Source organism: Butyricicoccus sp. AM32-19, from assembly GCF_003480365.1.
Taxonomy (GTDB): domain Bacteria; phylum Bacillota; class Clostridia; order Oscillospirales; family Butyricicoccaceae; genus Agathobaculum; species Agathobaculum butyriciproducens.
The window spans coordinates 443819-464073 of the sequence record NZ_QUIX01000001.1 but is presented as its reverse complement, the minus strand read 5'-3'; the positions used below and the strand labels follow the sequence as shown (position 1 = coordinate 464073).

The following is a 20255-nucleotide window of genomic DNA, read 5'->3' as shown; positions in this document are numbered from 1 at the left end:
TGAATTGCGGCAACGCCGCAATTCACCTTGCCGCACCCTACGGAAAACCGCTCTATTATATTTCTCGAAATGAAAAAATGGAGAATGGCTGACCGTTACATCAATTCTCCATTCTCCATTTTCAATCCTCAATTATTTACCAGCCGAACGAACCAAACGGACTGGAGAACCGATAGCTGCCGTAGCCGTCATTCTGCTGCGAATTATCGCTCTGGCTGCTCTGGCGCTGCTGGGTCTGGGCATTCGGGTCATCGCCCTCGAGGTCGTGCGAATCGGTCAGCGTGATGGTGATATTGAGCGTCTTGCCGGTCGAAATACGGTATACGCTCAGCGTCAGCTTGTCGCCGGCCTTCTTATCCTGCTTGAGTTCGTTTACCTTATCCATGTCCGGGGTCGGGGTACCGTCAACGGCGGTGATGACATCGCCAACCTGCAGACCCTCACCGGCTGCCTTTGCGCGGGAATCAATGGAATATACCTGCACGCCGGACACCTTGCCGTCCGCGGACTCGACGTTCTGGCCGGTGATGCCGATGGACGGACGGCCGGAAACGTAACCGTTCTGAATCAGCTCATCAACAATATCCTTGGCGGTGTTGATCGGGATGGCAAAGCCCATGCCCTCAACGGTGGCGCTGCCGAACGCATTGCCAGACAGCTTAGCGGACGTGATGCCGACCACCTGACCGTACTTGTTGATGAGTGCGCCGCCGGAGTTGCCGTTGTTGATGGAAGCATCGGTCTGAATCAGCGTCATAACACGGTCATTGACGGTCAGATCGCGGTTGATAGCGGAAATACGGCCGCCGGTGATGGTGTTCGCAAACTGTACGCCGCCGGGAGAACCGATCGCGTAGGCATACTCGCCCGGCTCCAGCTCATCCGAGTCACCGAACTCTGCGGCGGTCAGGTCGCTTGTCGGCGTTACCTTGATGACCGCAAGGTCGGTCTGCTCATCCGTGCCGATGATCTCGGCATCGAGAGAGGTGTCGTCGCTCAGCTGTACGGAAACCGACTGCGCGCCGTCCACAACGTGGTTGTTGGTGATGATGTAGCCGTCCTTGCTCATGATGACGCCCGAGCCGCTGCCCGTGCCCTCAGAGGTGGTGGAGATAACCGATACGACCGACGGGTTGACCTTTTTGTAGATATCCTCACCGGCCATGCCGTCCGCGGTGTCGTAGTTGTCCGAGGAATTGCTCGAATCCGACTCCGGCTTGCTGTTGATCTGCAGTGTCGGCGCGGAATCCGAGGAATCGGAAGCCGTTGTGCCCGAATTGCTGTTTGCATTGCCGCCGAACGCCATATTGCCGACAACTGCGCCGCCTGCAAACAGCAGGCACGCAGCTGCTACACCGCACAGACCGAGCGCTAAGCCTCTGCTGTGCTTTTTATTCTTCGGGGTGTGCGGCTTCTGGCTCATCGGCGGAACCTCGCCGAAGCCGGTCTGCTGCTGCGCCTGATGGAACTCCGGATGCTGCACCGGCGTCTGGAACGGCGTGCGCGGCTCTTCTGCCTGCGGCTGCTCGCTCTGCGGTGCCTGTGCGGGCTGTTCCGCCTGCGGCTGCTGCATCGTCTGCTCGCTCTGCGGAGCCTGTGCGGGCTGTTCCGTCTGCGGCTGCTGCATCGGCTGCTCGCTCCGCGGAGCCTGTGCAGGCTGCTCGTTCTGCGGTGCGGTGTTCCGGGTTTCGGCGGCCGGCTGTTCGTTATTCTGATCGCTGCTGTTCAGCGGTGTTTTGTTGTTCATGTTGAAGTCGTCCATGATACTGACCTCCTGTTGTTATTCGCGGGAACATTCCGTTCCCTCTGTTGATGCTTCTATCATAGTTTCTCAATGTGGCAGTTTGTTGAAAACAATATGAATATTTTTTGAACACTGCCTGTCGCGAAACTACAGTTTCGCCGACAAGAGGAACGGACCGTGGGCCGTTCCAAAGTCGTACGAAAGTTCCTGTTCAGAAACTTTCTCCCTCCAGAAGTCCAAAAAGGGTGATACATGCTCCCCCTTTTTGAGCATTTGCAGAGCAAATGCTATTTCATGTGCGCTGCCGCGCGAAACGCTTCAATACAGCACATGCAGAAAAAGGACTTCCATGCACAGTGATAGCACATGGAAGCCACTTTTTACGCGTTATTCTGTCGGTTCTGCTCCGGTGCGAGCGGCAGGGTGAACTCAAACTCGGTTTCGCCGCCGCCCGAGCGAACGGAGATCTCACCGCCGTGCAGGTTGATGATGTTCTTCACAATATACAGGCCGAGACCTGCGCCGGTCTTATCCATCGAGCGCGAACGGTCGGTCTTGTAGAAGCGGTCGAACACATGCGGCAGATCCTCCGCCGAAATGCCGATACCGGTGTTGCTGATGGCGAACACGCACAGCTGTCCCTCCTGATGGACCTTCAGCCTCAGCGTACCGCCGTCCTCGATGAACTTTACCGCGTTATCGGTCAGGTTGTACACCGCTCGGTACAGGTGGTCGCGGTCACCCATGACGGTCAGCCGTTCCTCGAGATCGCACTGCACATCCAGCTTCTTTTTCTCAATCTTCTGCTCGAACGAGAGCAGGATCTGCGCCGTCATTTCGGTAAAGTCGAACGGCGCCGGACTGAGGATCAGCTCGCCGGACTGAATTTTTGCGGCATCCAGCATGCGGTTTACCATGCGGGACAGGCGTTTGGTCTCCTCCGCGATGATCTTCAGGTACTTGTCGCGCTGGTCAAGCGGAATCGTGCCGTCGATCATGCCGTCCACAAAGCCGCCGATGGTCGTCATCGGGGTCTTGAACTCGTGGCTGACGTTGGAAATAAAGCCGCGGGTCAGCTCCTCGAGCTGGTCAAGGTCGCGCGCCATGTTGTTGAACGAGACCGCCAGTTCGTCAATCTCGTAGCAGCGGTTGTCCTCGGGCACGCGCACGTCGAAGTTGCCGCCCGCAAATTCCTTGGCGGCGGCGGCAATCGTCTTGAGCGGACGCGTGACGTGCTGAGAGATTATGAACGAAATCACCAGCATGACCGCCAGTGTCACCAGCAGGATGAGCACGAGCGTCTGCGTCGAGTGACGCACCACGCCTGCCGAATTCGGATCCTGCGTGGAGACGAAGATCATCAAATCCGCATCGCCGTTATCATCCTTGACACAGGTGCCCACCGTGTAAAACGAGGACTCACTCAGCACGCCAAGTGACCCGACAGACGCATAACTGCCGTTTTTGTGCATCTCCGCAACCACTTCGTTTGAGATATGATAGCCGGGCAGCGTGTAGGTCGTGCCGTCCGGCTTGGCGCCCATTTCAATGTTGCCGTCCGCGTCCGTGATGAGCACGGTCAGCTCATCCTCCTTCGCCACGCGCGCGATAGACAGCACGTAAATCTGACGGATCACGTCAGAGTCCGTACCCTCAAGCAGCTTGCTCTGCTCGGCAAGGCTCTGCACGGTCGTGCGCAGCTCGGTCTGCTTGGCGTGCAGCGCGTAGCTGCTCATCTGGTAGCAGAATACCACGCCGGCCAGTGCAAACGCGCACACGATCAAAATCAGGTGGGCCACATAGTCCTTGAAGAAAAAACTGCGTCTGCCCATGGCTTACTCCTTGGTCTCAAACTTGTAGCCGACACCCCATACGGTTTTCAGCTCCCACTTGTCCGAGACGCCCTCCAGCTTTTCGCGCAGACGCTTGACGTGTACGTCAACCGTTCTCGTATCACCGAAATAGTCAAAGCCCCATACATCGTCGAGCAGCTGTGCGCGGGTGAACACGCGGTTCGGGCTGGAGGCGAGGAAGTACAGCAGCTCGATCTCCTTCGGCGGCGCATCCACGCGCTTGCCCTTGATGACCAGATCGTACGCCTGCTTGTCGATGACGAGATTGTCAAACGACAGCTTCTCGGGCGCATCATCCGGCGCCATGCGGCGGAATACCGCACGCACGCGCGCAATGACCTCCGGCATTTCGAGCGGCTTGACGATGTAGTCGTCCGCGCCCATCTCCAGACCGGAAACGCGGTCTGCGGTCTCGCCTTTGGCCGTCAGCATGATAATCGGCACATCGCTCTCCGCGCGGATCTCCCTGCAGACCGCCCAGCCGTCCATCACCGGCATCATCACATCGAGCAGCAGCATGTCCGGCTTGTCGGACTTCCACTTTTTGATGCCCTCCACGCCGTTTTCCGCCTCAAGCACCGTGTAGCCTTCGCGCTCCAGATACAGGCGCAGCAGCTCACGGATGTTGGCCTCGTCCTCTACGATCAATATCTTCTTGGGCATAGTTCTCCCCTGCTTTCCCAGTTTAATCTGATTCTATTATAGCGCGTTTTGAGGTGGAATGCATTAACATTTTGTAACAAGTTCCAGAAAACATATTTCAACTTTCACAGCATTATATGTGATTTATTTGTGCTAAATATCGCATTTTCAGAACTTTTTCTTGAATCTCCCGAACCAGCATTTTACATAGCTTCACGCAATTTCACGCATCTTGGTGCAAAATCGGTGCAAAATCGGTGCAACGTCCTTACCCGTTTACCGCCAGTGTTGCAGAACTATTAAATTCAAGAATCTGCCGCATCTGGTTGATAGCCTGCTCGTTATTCGCGTGCGCGTAATATTTCATGGTCGTAGTCGGGTTATCATGCCCCATCATCGCGGCTACATTGGCCGCAGACATTCCCCTGTTCAGTAAATTACTGCACAGTGTATGCCTAAAAGTATGCGGTGTGATGCGCGGTAATGGGTTATCAGGGTGTTTCCTGTTGTATTTATTTACCGCTCTCCGCATGATTGATTCTAAATCAGCAGCAATAACAGGTTTATCTCCCTTTGTCAGCATGAGAAAACCACAGTGTCCATCTATCATAGGTTCAACTGTTCCGCAGTTACGGTGTTCAATGATGTTGTGCAGACTGTTGCACACCGCATCACTCATAGCGATAACGCGATTGCCCGCAGCAGATTTAGGGTTTTTCATGTACTTGCTCCCATCTTTACGCCGCAGCAGTTGTTTGTTAATGGTAATCAGCCGATTCTCAAAGTCCAAATCAGCCTTGGTCAAACCACAAAATTCGCTGATACGAACGCCCGTTCCCAGTAATACAATGAACCAATCCAGATGCCGTGAATATGTGCTGTCATTGGTAATGAAGTCCAATAAGGCATTTACTTGTTCATTGGTCAGCGCATCACGTTTCGCCGTGTCATTTGTGAGTATGTCATTGAGCCGAAAATCAAACGGATTTTCACGAATCAGATGGTTTTTCAATGCCATTTTGAACGCTGGTTTTAATATTTTACTCATAGCTGAGATAGTGCTGTACGCTTTGCCGTTTTTACGCATCGCTTTGAACCACCGCCGCGCATCTATCTCTTTTACGTCACAGATACGACGATTTCCGAACTGTTCCCGTTTTACCATCTCCGCCCATGAAGTGTAGTTGATCTGCGTATTTTCGGTTTTATCGTCTTTCATCTCGATATACATTTCCAGCAGTTCATTCACTGTGATTTTCCCGCTAGAATAGCTGATACCGCTCTCAATCGAACGAATCAGTTCCGCCTTTTTCTTTCTCATGCCCTCTAAAGTCGGGTCTGTTACATAGGCGTATTGGTGGGTGTTCGGGTCAAGTTTCTTGAACTGATAGATACCATTCTTTTTCTGGCACTCTCCCTCTTTTAATACACGCCCTTTGTTGTCTTTTCGCTTTCCAGCCAATAATTAGATCTCCTTTCCTGCTGAAAAGCCCCAAATATGACAGCAACAGTATAGCATAGTTGGGGCTGGATTGCACGAACTTTTACATGGAATAATTATCACGAATGAACTTCTGGAGAGATTTGCGTTTGATAAGATGTTTTGTGCCGACACGGAACACCAGTTCAGGGTGTTCTTCAATAAGAGCACGAATCGAGTTTTGACCAATACCAGAGAACGCCGTAGCCTCTGGCACGTTCAGCAGTTCTTTCTCCCAGAGGGGAACATAGGTGTTATTCATGTAATCAGTGGTCATATGTTTTCCTTTCTTTTTCTTTGAGTGAGATATATCTACTCGCCCGCTCGTGTGCAGGCGGCAGACGTGAAAAGTGTAAATTGTGCCCGTACAGGCAATTATAAAATTAGGGTATAATCTAACTTGACTCTCTCAGGAGTCTGTTGTTCGGTAAATTTAGAGTTTAAATTGATATTTATTTTACCAACTGTAAAGATAGTCATTGACTTATACTTTACGTTATGCTATTCTAATCTCACAGGAGGTTGAGAATATGGCAAATATCGCGTATGTGAGAGTATCTACAGTAGAGCAGAACGATGAACGGCAGCGTGAAGCGTTAGCCGCTTACCAGATCGACAAGTGGTTCTGCGAGAAAGTGTCCGGCAAAGACACGAACAGGCCGCAGCTTCAAGCCATGCTGGAGTTTGTGCGCGAGGGTGATACCGTGTATGTTCACGATTTCAGCCGCCTGGCACGCTCTACCGCTGACCTGCTGAACATCGTTGACACTCTGGCCGCCAAGGGTGTGCATCTTGTCAGCCGCAAAGAAGCCGTAGACAGCAGTACACCAACGGGAAAGCTCATGCTGACTATGATAGGAGCTATCGCAGAGTTTGAACGCGCGAACCTGTTAGAGCGCCAGAGAGAGGGTATCGCCATCGCCAAGCGGGAGGGCAAGTACAAGGGGCGCACACCTGTTACACCTGCCGACTTTGCCGCCCAGTATGCGAGATACCAGCGCCGCGAGATACCGTCTAAAGCTGAGTTGGCACGAGTGCTCAAAATCAGCCGTCCGACACTGGATAAGCTGATTAAGGAGCAGGGAGAGGGTTAACGCCCTCTCTTTCGCGCTGGAACGCCCTGTATTCGCGTTAGTTTTCACCCGCAATACCGTAGCGAAACGCGACAGTATTGCGGCTGGTGCGCTGTTGTTCAAAGGTCGCAGTTTCCGTACTCCCCTTAGTCCAGCCAGCGAGAGGATAGCTGATTGTGACACATCCTTAGTTACAGTCAGTGACAGAACACAGCTCAATTCCACAAATCACCAAATTCTGCGTACATTCGTTCTAATTTTTTCTTGTTCTGCTCTTGCGTTTCTTGGCTTATTCCAGCCAGAGCATCAGTGTTGCTTGTTTGGCTGGTGGTCTGATATGAACTATCAGCAATACCCGCTTGCACAGTTTGATTGCTGGTTTCTTGCGTGACATGGTATAATTCTGCCGTCAAGTGTTCACGCCGTTCTTCCTCCGAATACTGATTTCCCTTAATGCGATCCATTGCAGTTTCGACTTGTGCTATGCTGATATTCTCTAATTGCTTACTAACTGCATTACCTTTCATTTCTCGATCATCAACACGAATAGTTTGGGGTGTTGCCCTCACTATCTTAAACATCAACTGACATACTTCATCCACTAAAGATTCTTCATTTCTGGCCAGAAAATAAATTTTCGCATCTGAGGTCATTAAACCGTTATTAAAAGCCCGCTCGTTACCATTGACGGAGTAATTACTATTGTCAGTATTACTAATTTCAGTATTGCTACTATCAGTGTTACTGTTATCAGTCTTACTAATTTCAGTCTTATTACTCTGTCCGTTGGACTGCTCTGGAACTGTCCCCTTGACAGGTCTTGTCTGTCCGTCAGACGGTTCAGTGCTGTTCCCCCGACAGCTCTTTAGCTGTTCTTCCAACGGCTCTTGTCCGTCCTTTGAACGTGTTCTGTCCAGTCGTTTTGACGGTTCAGTTTCAAGCACATCATGCACATAGATTCGGTTGGGTTTGCCTAATCCCCGCCGAACCTTGCGAATCAATCCCATGTTGTCGAGGTCATTCACTAACTGGCCAGCTTTCTTTTCACCGCAGCGAACATCTGCCGCCACGTTTCCAAGGTCATAACAGATGAACGGAATGCCATGCTCATCTTTCATCTGGTTGGAGATAGACAGTTGCAGACGGTCACGCATCAAGGCGTACGCCAGAATATGTTGCGCTGTCAGGTGTTTGTATTGCGGCGCTTTTCCGTTGAAGAAAATTTTCGGCAGTTTGGCGAACGCTTGTGTGCTTTCGCTCTGGCCGAACGTTTCGTTCAGTGTGGTAATGGAATTACTCATTGATTATCCTCCCAATTTGATTATTTGTTGAATATTAAGCCTCTATTACCCCTTCTGGCTCGTTCCGATTTTTCGGGAAACAGCGTTCACGGCTCTCCGAGTTTTCGGTAAAAGTTCTCCCAGACAGAAAATTTATATTTCCTTGAATTTTCTCGAGCGCACGAATCAAACTCGAACGTAGGAATGAGCCAAAATACTTGACTTCTCCCGCACTTGATGGTATCCTTGCTTTGAATAGTTGAATCGCAATTTTCTCACTCCTTTTATAATTGGCTCAGAATGCCCTAGAATCGTTTCTGGCGGTCATTCGTCAATGGATACACCAGATGCACCAAAAGCGATTACAGCGCATTCTCGCAGGATTATGGCATTTCGCACTGTCTATCAAATTGTAATCGCTCTCTTTCTGGTCGTTGGTCGTAGTTGGTCATTGTGAATCGCTGGCTTAACTCGATAACAAAATGTTATTGAGTGGCCATGCGGCTGGCTTGCTAAGTCATGGATTCACCTCTTTCTATAAATCGGCTCAGAATGCCTCAGAATCGTTTCTGGTGGTTGTTCACCAAGAGATAGGCGCAGTTAGGGCAGGAACGATTGTGGCGTATCCTCGCAGGCTTATGCAACTTGCCGCGCGGTGATTTTGCTTGACATATACTACTATACAAAAAATCGGAAATTGGGTCTCGGCACTATGCACAAATTCCTTTCTCTTTTATTGTGCATTATTGCAGTTCATAACTAAAATCATTATATAAACAGCAAAAGCGGCTGATATGCGTAAAAAATCGCACATCAGCCGCAGTTATTTTTTATTTAAAAATCTTCATCATCATCATCAGCCAGAAAAATGGTCAGCTGAAAAGGTTTCTGATCTGCGAATTTTACGGTGATATACTCAATCCGTTCCTCGGGAAAGAAACGCCCGCTTGCCCATGCAAATTCGCCTTTTACCACAATCTTACTCTCCCAGAACGGGTCAATGATAAAAGCAACGCCGTCCTCGATAATTTCAAAAGGCCCTACTACAAGAGATATATCTACTCGACTGGCCGCATCTTTCGAGGGAAAGTTCATCTGCATACTGGTGAAATACCCTCTGTTCAAATGAACCAGCAGGCTTTCCAGTGTCGGGAATGTTAGTCTTTCAAATTCCATGTTTTTTCTCCTTTGTTTTTCCGTTGGGTGATTGGGTTTTCGGTGTCATTTCGGGGCTTTTCAGATATTCGGTGCAAAATCGGTGCAACGATAAATAACACCAAACTTTTTCGCGCTCTATATTACATATTTTTGATAAAATTACTGTTTTCAGCACATGAATCCATCATCAAAGCAAGATATTGCATTAACATTTTGTAAAACACTGCTTTGCACCCGACAGTTCCTGTGCTATACTGAATATATCACCCAAAAGGAGAATTTTTATGTCACAGACGGTAGAAATGCATATTATTGCGCGGATACACAGCGATTTTCCCACCAAATTCGGCATTCCGCGGCAGAGCGGACTGGCGGACGTACCGGCGCGCATTGTATTCGAGCCGGAATACCGCAACGCGGATGCGCTGCGCGGCATCGAGGGTTTCTCTCACCTGTGGCTCATCTGGCAGTTTTCGGCAGCCGTGCGTGACGGCTGGTCCCCGACTGTGCGCCCGCCCAAGCTGGGCGGCAACAAGCGCATCGGCGTGTTTGCGACGCGCTCGCCGTTCCGGCCGAACGAGATCGGGCTGTCCTCGGTGCGCCTTGACCGCGTGGAGCCCAACACGCCGGACGGTCCGGTGCTGCACATTTCGGGCGCGGATCTGATGGACGGCACGCCGATTTTCGACATCAAGCCGTACCTTGCGTACACGGATTCGCATCCGGAGGCACGCGGCGGTTTTGCGCTGACGACCGATGCGGTGCGGGTTAAGTGTCCGGCGCAGCTGCTCGAAAAGCTGCCGCAGGAACGCCGTCAAACCCTGCTGAACGTGCTCGCACAAGACCCCCGACCGGGCTATCAGCACGAGCCGGGTCGCGTGTACGGCTTCCCGTTTGCGGGATTTGAGGTCAAATTCACCGTGGAAGGTGACTTGCTGACCGTTCGGCAAATCGAGAGTCGCTAACTATTCTGCGGTAAATTTTACACGGGGCGCACAAACCGCGCAGGCAGTTCGCCCAATCCGGGCGGCAGCCTGTTTCTCTGCACCGACTGAGCGGGGGACGTGAACTGCGCAGGCGTGTTCGCCCTTTCCGGGCGGCAGCCTGTTTCTCTGCACCGGCTGAGCGGGGGACGCGAACTGCGTTAGCGTGTTCGCCCCTAACGGGCGGAGAGTTTTCCGCTGAACCTCAGCGGGGGGATTCGCCGTCTGCGGACGGCGGGAGCGTGCCGCGCTCCGCGGCGGGGGCAAAAAGGAAGGACAACCTGCGGTTTTCCTTCCTCTTTGAACTCCTACCTTTCCCTTGTTTGTTAGCCTGGCGCAGATTACCTACATGTGACCGCTGCGAAATAGGGGAACGGCAGAGGATTTTTTCTTCCGTGTCTTTCGCAACCTGTTCGCAGTGTCAGATACCGTTCTGCTACACAGACCGGAAAGTCTTCGCAGGCGCGACACAAGGTGAATTGCCCATAGGGCAAGAGAGGGTCCCCTGGGGGATAACAGTGTCGCGCAAACCGTTTGCGAGTGCAAATCAGCTATAACCGCAGGATTTGGATAATCTGCACAGGTAAAAATGTTGCGCGGCACTGTCATGCCGCGCTCTGCGGTGATTAACCCGCATGTGTAGCAGTACGCTGTCTGTGAACTGCGAAAAGGCAGAGAAAGACACGCTGAGGTAACCCGACTGCCGCGTCCTTTTCCTGCTTACGCAGTCTACCGTCTGCACCCAAGCTATCCCAACAAGGGAAACGGGTGTTCAAAGAGGGTAGAAACCGTAGGTGTCTACCCTTTTTGCCCCCGCGGCGGGTGCCGCAACGTCCCCGCCGTCCGCAGACGGCGAATCCCCCCGCTGAGGTTCAGCGAAAAACTCTCCGCCCGGAAAGGGCGAACCCGCCAGCGGCAGTTCGAGTGCCCCGCTCAGCCGGTGCAGAAAAAGGAGCCGCCCCGTCAGGGCGAACACGCTTACGCAGTTCATGTACCCCGTCTATTCCGTGCCGAAAACGAAAAAATCACCGAAACAAATCGTTTCGGTGATTTTCTTTTACGTTTTATTAGAGGCCGGTCGGAGTGATCTTCTCGAAGTCCTCCAGCGTGCCGCCGTTCATGAAGCAGTCGATGATCTGCTTGCCGAGCGGCTCAAGCTCCGGCGTATCGAACTTCGCCAGTTCCTTGCGGAAGAAGTCGGTCAGGATCTTTGCGCCTGCATCGTAGCCGTCGGTGCCTACGCGGTCCTGCGTATCAACGCGCAGGAACTTAGAGCGGATCTTCTGGCCGTCGATGGTCAGATCCTTCATCGCGTAGCCGAGCAGCGGGCAGCGTGCCGGCTCAAGGTGCTCGCGGCGGATCTTTGCGCCGCCGTGGCGTGCCAGATACTCACGGGAGATCCACTCAGCCGCAAAGCCGACCTTGTAAACGCCGATGTGCTGGTTCGGGATCAGGACGTAGCGGGTGTTCGGGCTGTCCACGATCTGGTGCAGCAGCAGGTTTGCCTGCTTTACGCGCTTGCCGGTTGCAAACGGCCAGTAGGAACCAACGCCCTCGCTCTTCAGCTCGTTGCCGGTTACGATAGACGGGTTATTGAAGCCGCGCGGTGCGATCAGACGCCACAGCCAAGCCAGTGCCGGCGGAATGATATGCAGCATACCCATGATGCCGTAGTTCGGGTTATCGCGGGTGGAGGGGGGCATACGAACGCCGAAAGAGCGTACGTCTACTTCTACCGGCTCCTTGACGATGTTCGGAACATCCCAGCGCGGCACGATGGCACGCGGGTTGGAGCACGGCTTGCCGTTGGAATCCAGGGTGTGCTCCCAGATCAGCAGGGTTGCACCCGGATGGCCTTCCATGTTGAAGAAGCACAGCGGCTCCTTCGGCTCGGTGCAGATGCGCTCGTAAACCGGGTCGCAGCCGTAGTGCGTTACGCCGTCCATGCGGAGGAACCAGCCGTCCTCGCCGTCAACGAGTACCAGCTTGCCGGAGTTGTTCTGCACGCCCGGATAGCAGGTAGCCATATCGTCGCACACCGGCTCGATCTTGCAGGTGGAGCTGATATGCAGGTAGGTCTTTTCGCCCGTTACCGTGTTGGTAGAGAGCAGCACCTCGCCGTCCGGCTCGCGGGCGATGTCCTGCAGCATCTCGCTCTTGCCGCCGCCGGAAGCGCCCTCGTGCATGATGACAAGCTCGTTCTCGTACGGGGTGATCAGACGGCCTGCAGAAGTATGGCAGGTGGTCCAGCCCTCCTGCTCGCCAATGTCGAGCAGTACGGAGTAAACACCCTTCTTGGCAGACGGGCCCGGATACAGGTTATAGGAGAATACCTCGTGGCAGTCATCCAGACGGTTGTGAACAACGACCTGCTTGCCCTCAAAGTGGGTGTGACGGAACGGAGGTGCAACATAGATGATCGCACGCGGCTTGTAGCCCTCGGTCTCCTCTGCGCTTACAAAGCCCTGCAGATGTGCCAGCGCGAATGCGAAGAATGCGCACTGCTTCGGGCATACGAGCATGGAGCCGTAGCCGTACTGGTTGCCGCCGGAATTAAACGGCATGAGGATCAGCTCCTGCGTCTTGAACCAGTCCATGGTCTCGCGGCGCAGCTTGTCGAACTTGTAGCCGTACACATCCGCAAAGCGCTTCTTATCGGTCGGCTTGTCGTCTGCGATGCGCATGCAGTCCGGCTCGCGGCGGCGCATGTAATCCTCTGCAAAGTTGACGGATGCGCCGTTCTTGCAGCGTACAACGTCAGCTTCCTTGATCTGGCCCTTGCCCGGTACATCGAATACAACGTCGTACACGTCGGCATGTTCCGGACCGAATACCATGTCGTACAGTTCCGCCTTGCTGGTGGGAACAAATACGCCCTTGCAGTTCTCGATGACATCGGTCAATTCATCGGTAAAGGTGAATTTGGTGAGCAATGAGTTCATCTGTATCATTTCCTCCTTAAGCACCGCGGAGTCCCTCGCCACGGCATGCTAACCGGGCCGGTTAAATTTCTTAACCTTTGCCCCATTGTCTTTCGATTATAGCATACCGCAAAACCCACCCTCTCGTCAACTGTGATTTTGCTTTTTTTGCAAGTTGAATTACAAGTTCTTGCAAAATGTACAAAACCTGAGGGATTTCTCACTGTTTTCCCGACACGGTCACTTGTCCGCCGATAGGACTTTTTTACGAAAACGTTTCCGCATGGCAAAATCCGTTTCACAATGCGCAATCGTGTATCAAAAGTGCGATACTGTGCATCTGCGTACACTTTATCTCACATTCCAGCGCTCCCACACGCGGGTGACAGAATTGCATTTTCCGTTTCTCGTAATATCGAACAGCGCACCGGCAACTGCACAGTCGCCCTCAGCTGTCTTGAAATACTCGGTCAGGTCACCGCGAAACATGGCGATGGACTGCTCCACGCGCACGCCGAGCACGGATACGATCGGGCCGGTCATGCCGATATCCGTGATGTAGCCGGTGCCCTTGGGATTGACGCGCTCATCCGCGGTCTGCACATGCGTGTGCGTGCCCCAGACAGCCGCCGCGCGGCCATCGAGGTAATAGCCCATGGCGAGTTTTTCGCTCGTGGCGTTCGCGTGGATTTCGGCAAGCGCCACGTCGTACATGCCTTCGTTTTCCTTGAGGATGCGGTCTGCACACAGGAACGGATTGTCCGGGCCGAATTTCATGTCGCAGCGGCCGATCAGGTTCATGACGAGCAGGCGCATGCCCTGCGGGCCGTCATAAATGCCCCAGCCCCGACCGGGGCTTTGCGGCGCAAGATTGGCCGGACGGAGAACATCCGAACGGCTGTCCAGATACGGCACGATCTGCTGCTTGCCGAACACATGGTTGCCGAGCGTGATCACGTCCGCGCCGGCGGCAAAAATATCATCCGCCTGACGCGGGAGAACGCCGTTTCCGGCTGCATTTTCGCCGTTTACGATGACGAAATCTGCGCCGGTGTCGCGCTTGATGCGGCGGAGCAGGCCGTGAAGCGCGTCGATACCCGCCTCACCGACCACATCGCCGATGACTAATAGTTTCATGGATTACCTCTTTCTATCATTGCTGCAAGCCGTTGATTGGTTCCGCTGGATTCAGCGAGGAGTGCGCCGCCGCTGCGGCGGGAGCATGCCGCGCCCCGCGGCGGGGGGCAAGAGGGTAGACACCTACGGTTTCTACCCTCTTAACTCCCGTTTCCCTTTGTTTCCGAGTCTGGCGCAGATTGCCGTCATGTGACCGCTTCGAAATAGGAAACGGCAGAGGATTTTTTTCTATCGTAGGGGAGCACAGTGTGCTCCCATGCCGAGACATATTCGCAGCGTCAGATACCGTACTGCTACACATGTGGTTTCATCTCCGCAGGGCGCGGCATGACAGTGCCGCGCTTGCGCAGAGTAGTCCGTATGTGTAGCAGTAATGTATCTGACACTGCGAACAGGTTGAGAAAGATACGGAAGAAAAAATCCTCTGCCGTACTCCTTTTCGAAGCGGTCACCTGTCGGCAATCTGCGCCAGATTAGGAAGCAAGGGAAAGGTAGGAGTTCAAAGAGGAAGGAAAACCGCAGGTTGTCCTTCCTTTTTGCCCCCGCGGCGGGCGCCGCGACGCTCCCGCCGTCCGCAGACGGCGAATCCCCCCGCTGAGGTTCAGCGAAAAACTCCCCGCCCCGTCAGGGGCGAACACGCCTGCGGCAGTTCGTGTCCCCCATCTGGTCGGTGCAGAAAATATATACAAAAAAGAGCCGCTGCACCCATGCAGCAGCTCTTTTCCATGCAAAAACTTAATCGAACAGAGTAGATACGGACGTCTCCTCGTAGATACGCGCGATCGCCTCGGTGAACACCGGTGCAACCGGCAGGACGTTGATCTTATCCAGCTTCTTGTCGTTGGTCAGCGGGATGGTATCGAGGATGGTCAGCTCCTTGATCGGGCTGTTCTGGATGCGCTCGATCGCCGGACCGGACAGTACGCCGTGGCTTGCACAGGCGTAAACCTCGGTTGCGCCGCCGCGCTCTACCAGAGCGTCCGCTGCGTGTACGAGCGTGCCTGCGGTGTCGATCAGGTCGTCAACCAGAATGCACTTCTTGCCCTCTACGTTGCCGATGATGTTCATAACCTCGGATACGTTGGCCTTCGGACGGCGCTTGTCAATGATGGCAAGCGGCATATCCAGCTTCTGGGTGAACTTGCGGGCACGGGTAACCGAGCCCAGATCGGGAGAAACGATAACGGTATCATCGGTGCCGACGCCGAACTTGCCCGCAATGTACGGGATCAGAACGGAAGAACCGAGCATGTTATCCACCGGAATGTCAAAGAAGCCCTGGATCTGTGCAGCGTGCAGGTCCATAGTCAGCACGCGGTCAGCGCCTGCAGCGGTAATAAGGTTTGCGACCAGCTTTGCGGAGATCGGGTCACGCGCCTTGCTCTTGCGGTCCTGACGAGCGTAGCCGAAATACGGGATTACAGCCGTGATACGGCCTGCCGATGCACGCTTGCAGGAGTCGATCATGATGAGCAGCTCCATCAGGTTGTTGTTTACCGGACCGCAGGTGGACTGTACGAGGAACACGTCCGAGCCGCGAACGGATTCCGACATGGAAACCGAGATTTCGCCGTCAGCGAAGGTGGAGATGGCAGCCTTGCCGATCGGCAGTCCGAGCGCAGAAGCGATCTGCATCGCCAGTGCGGGATGGGAGTTGCCGGAGAAAATTTTGATGTTTTTTCCGTGAGAAATCATTGATTTGCCTCCGTCATATAAATATATTTTTTGTTCCGTGTGGATTTATATACGTTTTATGGATTTACTTTTCGTCCTTCTCGTGTGCGGCGCGGCGGCGGTCGTTCCAGCCCTCAAGATTGGTCTGGCGGGAACGCGCAACGCTCAGCGCACCGGCAGGAACGTCCTTGGTGACAGTCGTACCGGCAGCCGTAAACGCACGGTCGCCCAGCTTGACAGGCGAAACGAGGTTGGTGTTACAGCCGATGAAGCAATCGTCACCGATCTCGGTGCGGTACTTGTGATAGCCGTCGTAGTTGACAACGACCGTGCCGCAGCCGAAGTTGACGCGCTCACCGACGGTCGCGTCGCCGATATAGGTCAGGTGCGAAACCTTGGTGCCGTTGCCGATGGTGGACTTCTTCAGCTCTACAAAGTCGCCGATGCGGCAGCCGTCACCGACCACGCTCTGCGGGCGGATATAGGCAAACGGACCGACCGTGGTATTGCTGCCGACGGTGGATTCATAAACCTGCGAATTGTTTACCGTAGTGCCTGCGCCGATCTCGGCTTTTTCGAGGATGGTGTTCGGGCCGATGACCGCGCCCGCGCCGACCTTGCAGCCGGGACGGATGTGACAGCCGGGCAGAATGGTCGCGCCCGGAGCAATATCAGCGTCCGGCGCAATGTAGGTGCTGGTCAGATCGAAGATCTGCACGCCCTTCTTGATGAGGCCGAAGTTGACACGCTGCATCATCTCGACCTGCGCCATAAAGGCCGCCGTACCGTCGCAGATGACGTAAATCTTGTTGGTGATGGCAATGCCCTTCTGCGCACCGGCTGCAACAGCCGCCGCAACCAGGCCGTCGAGCGTATCAGCGCCGCTCGCAAGTGCCTTTTTCAGCATATCCCAGGTGAACATGGCGGCATAGCAGCGGCTGTCTCTCGGCAGCGGCTGACCTTCCGCGTCAAAGCCCTGCTGCTCGGCAGACAGTACGCTGACGCCGTAACCGGTGTTCAGGTGCGTCTCAGCCAGATGGAACAGCGCGTCCTCCTCTGCCAGTGCAAACGGAGCCGCCAGCACCAGAACGTGCTCGCTCTCCGGCAGCGCAGCCAGCGAGGCAAAACGATTTGCGGCATCGAGCGCGATGTCCTGTGCGCCGGCAACGGCAGGCTCCCTGTCGTCGTGCGCAAAGAAGCACGCCTCCACCGCATCAGGCAGCGCATCCCGCATTGCATCGCCCGCAGTGCCGAACAGCACCGGACGCGCAAAGGCAGAAATGCCGCTTTCGTCAAACAGGCCGCCAACCATGACGGCATTTACTTTATTCATCGCAGAAATCCTTTCGTTTCTCAAGGGTCATACGACCAGATTTTCCGATATAGCTTTATTATACAACAGTATGCCGCAAATTGCATTATCATTTTTCGATAAATTTCTTCTCACCGCATAATATTTTTCGCCGTTTGCATACAAAGGCCACAAAGCAAGCATTTTGGTGGGAATTGAAGTGATGGAGAATTGAGATACCCACCGCCGCAGGCGGCTCTCAGCGAGTCGGAATGGAGGATGGCGAATTCGTGCGGAGCGTGCAGATCACGCCAACCTCGAACCACGTTCGCGGCATAAAATACGCGGTTTGCTTGCATAACCGCACCCACAGGGCAGGCGGCGCGTGCCGCCGAGCCTTCCGCGGGCGACCGCGTTTCCGCCACCCCATAAAATCCCGCAGGGATTTCTGCACCCAGAGAACCCATCACGCCGCGGAGCGCATAAAATGGAGCGTGCGCGCGACAAAAATGGCAGGACATGCGCCTGCCATTTTTAACAAACAGTAAAACACCCCGAAAACCGGAAAGTTTTCGGGGTGTTTTGCTGCAGCAGGTGTTCCCGCCCTGTCCGTGAAACGGACACGCGCGGCGACACCGTCCCTCGATTCAAAGGACAAGTCCTTTGAATCGAAAAAGCCGCAGGCTTTTAGCCCTGTACTGCAACTACTTCTACTTCTACCTTAGCGCCGAGCGGCAGAGCAGCTACTTCAACGCAGGAACGAGCCGGAGCGCCTTCCGGGAAGTACTTCGCGTACACACCGTTGAATGCAGCAAAGTCGTTGATGTCGGACAGGAAGCAGGTGGTCTTGACAACACGGTCAAAGCCTACGCCGCCCTGTGCCAGAACGCACTGCAGGTTCTTCATGACCTGCTCGGTCTGCTCCTCGATGGTGGTTGCTACGATCTTGCCCTCCTTCGGGTCGATCGGAACCTGACCGGAGGTAAATACGAAACCGTTTGCAGCGATTGCCTGAGAGTACGGGCCTACGGCTGCCGGTGCGAGATCAGTGTGCAGAACTTCCTTGATAGCCATGGTGGGAATTCTCCTTTATATATCTTTATTTTTTGATAACAGGGTGAAATGAGCGCTTTTCTTCACCTAAACGGTGTAAAAGCGTAATTGCGGCACAGCCATCATTATTTCTTGCCGCCCTTGGTCTTTTTCAGACGCTCGGTGTTGGACAGAACGCGCTTGCGCATACGGATGCTCTCCGGGGTAATCTCAAGCAGCTCATCGTCGGAGATGAACTCGAGTGCCGCCTCGATGGACATCTGGCGCGGCGGAATCAGGCGCAGCGCATCATCCGAGCCGGATGCACGCATGTTGGTCAGCTGCTTTTTCTTGCAGACGTTTACAGCCATGTCCTCGCCGCGCGGGTTCTCGCCGACGATCATGCCTTCGTATACCATCGTGCCGGGGCCGATGAACAGCGGGCCGCGATCCTGTGCGTTGAACAGGCCATAGCCAACAGCCTCGCCGGCCTCAAACGCGATCAGAGAACCGGTGGTGCGCTTCTGGATATCGCCCTTATACGGCTGATAGCTGTTGAATACGGAGGACATAACGCCCTCGCCCTTGGTATCGGTCAGGAACTCGGTGCGGTAGCCGAACAGGCCGCGCGCCGGAATGATGAACTCGAGGCGCATACGGTCGGTGCCCTTCGGGTTCATGGAAACCAGCTCACCCTTGCGGGAGCCCATCTTCTCCATGATCGCGCCGACAGCATCCGCCGGAACGTCTGCGATCATGCGCTCCATCGGCTCGCAGGTCTTGCCGTCGATCTCCTTGAGCAGCGCCTTCGGTGCGCCAACCTGGAACTCGTAGCCCTCACGGCGCAGGTTCTCGATCAGAATGGACAGGTGCATCTCACCACGGCCGCAAACGCGGAATGCATCGGTGGTATCGGTTTCGTTTACGCGCAGGGATACGTCCTTGAGCAGCTCACGGAACAGACGCTCACGCAGGTGACGGGAGGTAACAAACTTGCCTTCCTTGCCGGCGAACGGAGAGTCGTTGACCATAAAGGTCATCTCAACGGTCGGCTCGGAGATCTTAACGAACGGCAGAGCCTCAACGTGCTCGGGGTCGCACAGGGTCTCACCGATGGTTACGCCCTCGATGCCGGAGAAGCAAACGATCTCGCCTGCCTGTGCCTCCTCGATCGGCTGACGGCCCAGCTCCTCGATGGAGTACAGGGTAACCAGCTTTGCGTTATACGGCTTGGTGTTGCCGTGGTAGTCGCAGACGGTAACCTGCTGACCTACCTTCATCGAGCCGCGCTCGATACGGCCGATGCCGATACGGCCAACGTACTCGTTGTAGTCGATAGAAGAAACGAGCATCTGGGTCGGGCCTTCGGTATCAACCTGCGGTGCCGGAATGTGCTCGAGAATCTGCTCGAACAGCGGGGTCAGGTCCTTGCCCTCCACGTTCGGGGACATGGAAGCGGTGCCTGCACGGCCGGAGCAGTAAACGATCGGGCTGTCCAGCTGCTCGTCGGTCGCATCAAGGTTGAGCAGCAGCTCGAGGACCTCGTCGCCGATCTCGTTGAGACGAGCGTCCGGACGGTCGATCTTGTTGATTGCGATGATGATCTTGTGACCGAACTCCAATGCCTTCTGCAGCACGAAACGGGTCTGCGGCATCGGGCCTTCTGCTGCGTCAACCAGCAGAACAACGCCGTCTACCATCTTGAGGATACGCTCTACCTCGCCGGAGAAGTCGGCGTGGCCCGGGGTATCTACGATGTTGATCTTTACGCCCTTGTAATGTACAGAGGTGTTCTTTGCCAGAATGGTAATGCCGCGCTCACGCTCGATATCGCCCGAGTCCATGACACGCTCTTCTACCACCTGATTTTCGCGGAAAGCGCCAGCCTGCTTGAGCATCTGATCGACCAGAGTGGTCTTGCCATGGTCAACGTGCGCAATGATGGCGATGTTGCGTAAATCGTTACGGATCATATATTCTATTCCTC

15 protein-coding genes are annotated in these 20255 nt (G+C 54.4%); 2 read left to right on the top strand and 13 right to left on the bottom strand.

Features of this window, described 5'->3' with window-relative positions; translation table 11 throughout:
* Window positions 1-136 precede the first annotated feature (136 nt).
* The 5 genes from DW806_RS02160 to DW806_RS02140 form a co-directional block, all read right to left on the bottom strand.
* Entirely contained in the window at window positions 137-1762 is a 1626-nt protein-coding gene (locus DW806_RS02160) for a S1C family serine protease (RefSeq protein ID WP_118728958.1), read from the bottom strand.
* 362 nt (window positions 1763-2124) lie between these two features.
* Complete coding sequence (locus tag DW806_RS02155; protein WP_118728957.1) at window positions 2125-3576, bottom strand: sensor histidine kinase; 1452 nt, start codon at window positions 3574-3576, stop codon at window positions 2125-2127.
* Window positions 3577-3579: 3 nt separating this feature from the next.
* Window positions 3580-4260, bottom strand: coding sequence for a response regulator transcription factor (locus tag DW806_RS02150; RefSeq protein ID WP_110435133.1), 681 nt, complete (start codon window positions 4258-4260; stop codon window positions 3580-3582).
* 247 nt (window positions 4261-4507) lie between these two features.
* Complete coding sequence (locus DW806_RS02145; protein ID WP_118728956.1) at window positions 4508-5701, bottom strand: site-specific integrase; 1194 nt, start codon at window positions 5699-5701, stop codon at window positions 4508-4510.
* Window positions 5702-5783: 82 nt separating this feature from the next.
* Complete coding sequence (locus DW806_RS02140; protein WP_118728955.1) at window positions 5784-5996, bottom strand: excisionase; 213 nt, start codon at window positions 5994-5996, stop codon at window positions 5784-5786.
* A gap of 253 nt (window positions 5997-6249) precedes the next feature.
* Between DW806_RS02140 and DW806_RS02135 the strand changes: the two genes are divergently transcribed.
* The gene (locus DW806_RS02135) at window positions 6250-6813 is read left to right on the top strand and encodes a recombinase family protein (protein WP_118728954.1); all 564 of its coding nucleotides are present in this window, start codon (window positions 6250-6252) and stop codon (window positions 6811-6813) included.
* 194 nt (window positions 6814-7007) lie between these two features.
* Here the strand turns inward: DW806_RS02135 and DW806_RS02130 are convergent, their stop codons facing one another.
* Window positions 7008-8093 carry a replication initiator protein A gene (locus DW806_RS02130; RefSeq protein ID WP_118728953.1) on the bottom strand — a complete coding sequence of 362 codons (1086 nt, stop codon included), beginning with the start codon at window positions 8091-8093 and terminating at the stop codon, window positions 7008-7010.
* Window positions 8094-8906: 813 nt separating this feature from the next.
* On the bottom strand, window positions 8907-9248 hold the full coding sequence (locus tag DW806_RS02125; protein ID WP_118728952.1) for a hypothetical protein: 342 nt from the start codon (window positions 9246-9248) through the stop codon (window positions 8907-8909).
* Window positions 9249-9514: 266 nt separating this feature from the next.
* Between DW806_RS02125 and tsaA the strand changes: the two genes are divergently transcribed.
* On the top strand, window positions 9515-10195 hold the full coding sequence (gene tsaA / locus DW806_RS02120; protein WP_118728951.1) for a tRNA (N6-threonylcarbamoyladenosine(37)-N6)-methyltransferase TrmO: 681 nt from the start codon (window positions 9515-9517) through the stop codon (window positions 10193-10195).
* A 1085-nt stretch (window positions 10196-11280) separates the two neighbouring features.
* Here the strand turns inward: tsaA and DW806_RS02110 are convergent.
* The 6 genes from DW806_RS02110 to typA all read right to left on the bottom strand — a co-directional run bounded on the left by DW806_RS02110 (window position 11281) and on the right by typA (window position 20241).
* The gene (locus DW806_RS02110; protein ID WP_117488846.1) at window positions 11281-13155 is read right to left on the bottom strand and encodes a DUF4914 family protein; all 1875 of its coding nucleotides are present in this window, start codon (window positions 13153-13155) and stop codon (window positions 11281-11283) included.
* A 330-nt stretch (window positions 13156-13485) separates the two neighbouring features.
* Window positions 13486-14271, bottom strand: coding sequence for a TIGR00282 family metallophosphoesterase (locus DW806_RS02105; RefSeq protein WP_118478386.1), 786 nt, complete (start codon window positions 14269-14271; stop codon window positions 13486-13488).
* Between the two features lie 735 nt (window positions 14272-15006).
* A complete protein-coding gene (locus tag DW806_RS02100) occupies window positions 15007-15966 on the bottom strand; it encodes a ribose-phosphate pyrophosphokinase (RefSeq protein ID WP_117488850.1) in 960 nt (319 codons plus the stop codon).
* Between the two features lie 64 nt (window positions 15967-16030).
* A complete protein-coding gene (locus DW806_RS02095; protein ID WP_118728949.1) occupies window positions 16031-17278 on the bottom strand; it encodes a DapH/DapD/GlmU-related protein in 1248 nt (415 codons plus the stop codon).
* 645 nt (window positions 17279-17923) lie between these two features.
* On the bottom strand, window positions 17924-18310 hold the full coding sequence (locus DW806_RS02090; RefSeq protein ID WP_118478380.1) for a RidA family protein: 387 nt from the start codon (window positions 18308-18310) through the stop codon (window positions 17924-17926).
* A 104-nt stretch (window positions 18311-18414) separates the two neighbouring features.
* Complete coding sequence (gene typA / locus DW806_RS02085; RefSeq protein WP_118478378.1) at window positions 18415-20241, bottom strand: translational GTPase TypA; 1827 nt, start codon at window positions 20239-20241, stop codon at window positions 18415-18417.
* Window positions 20242-20255 lie beyond the last annotated feature (14 nt).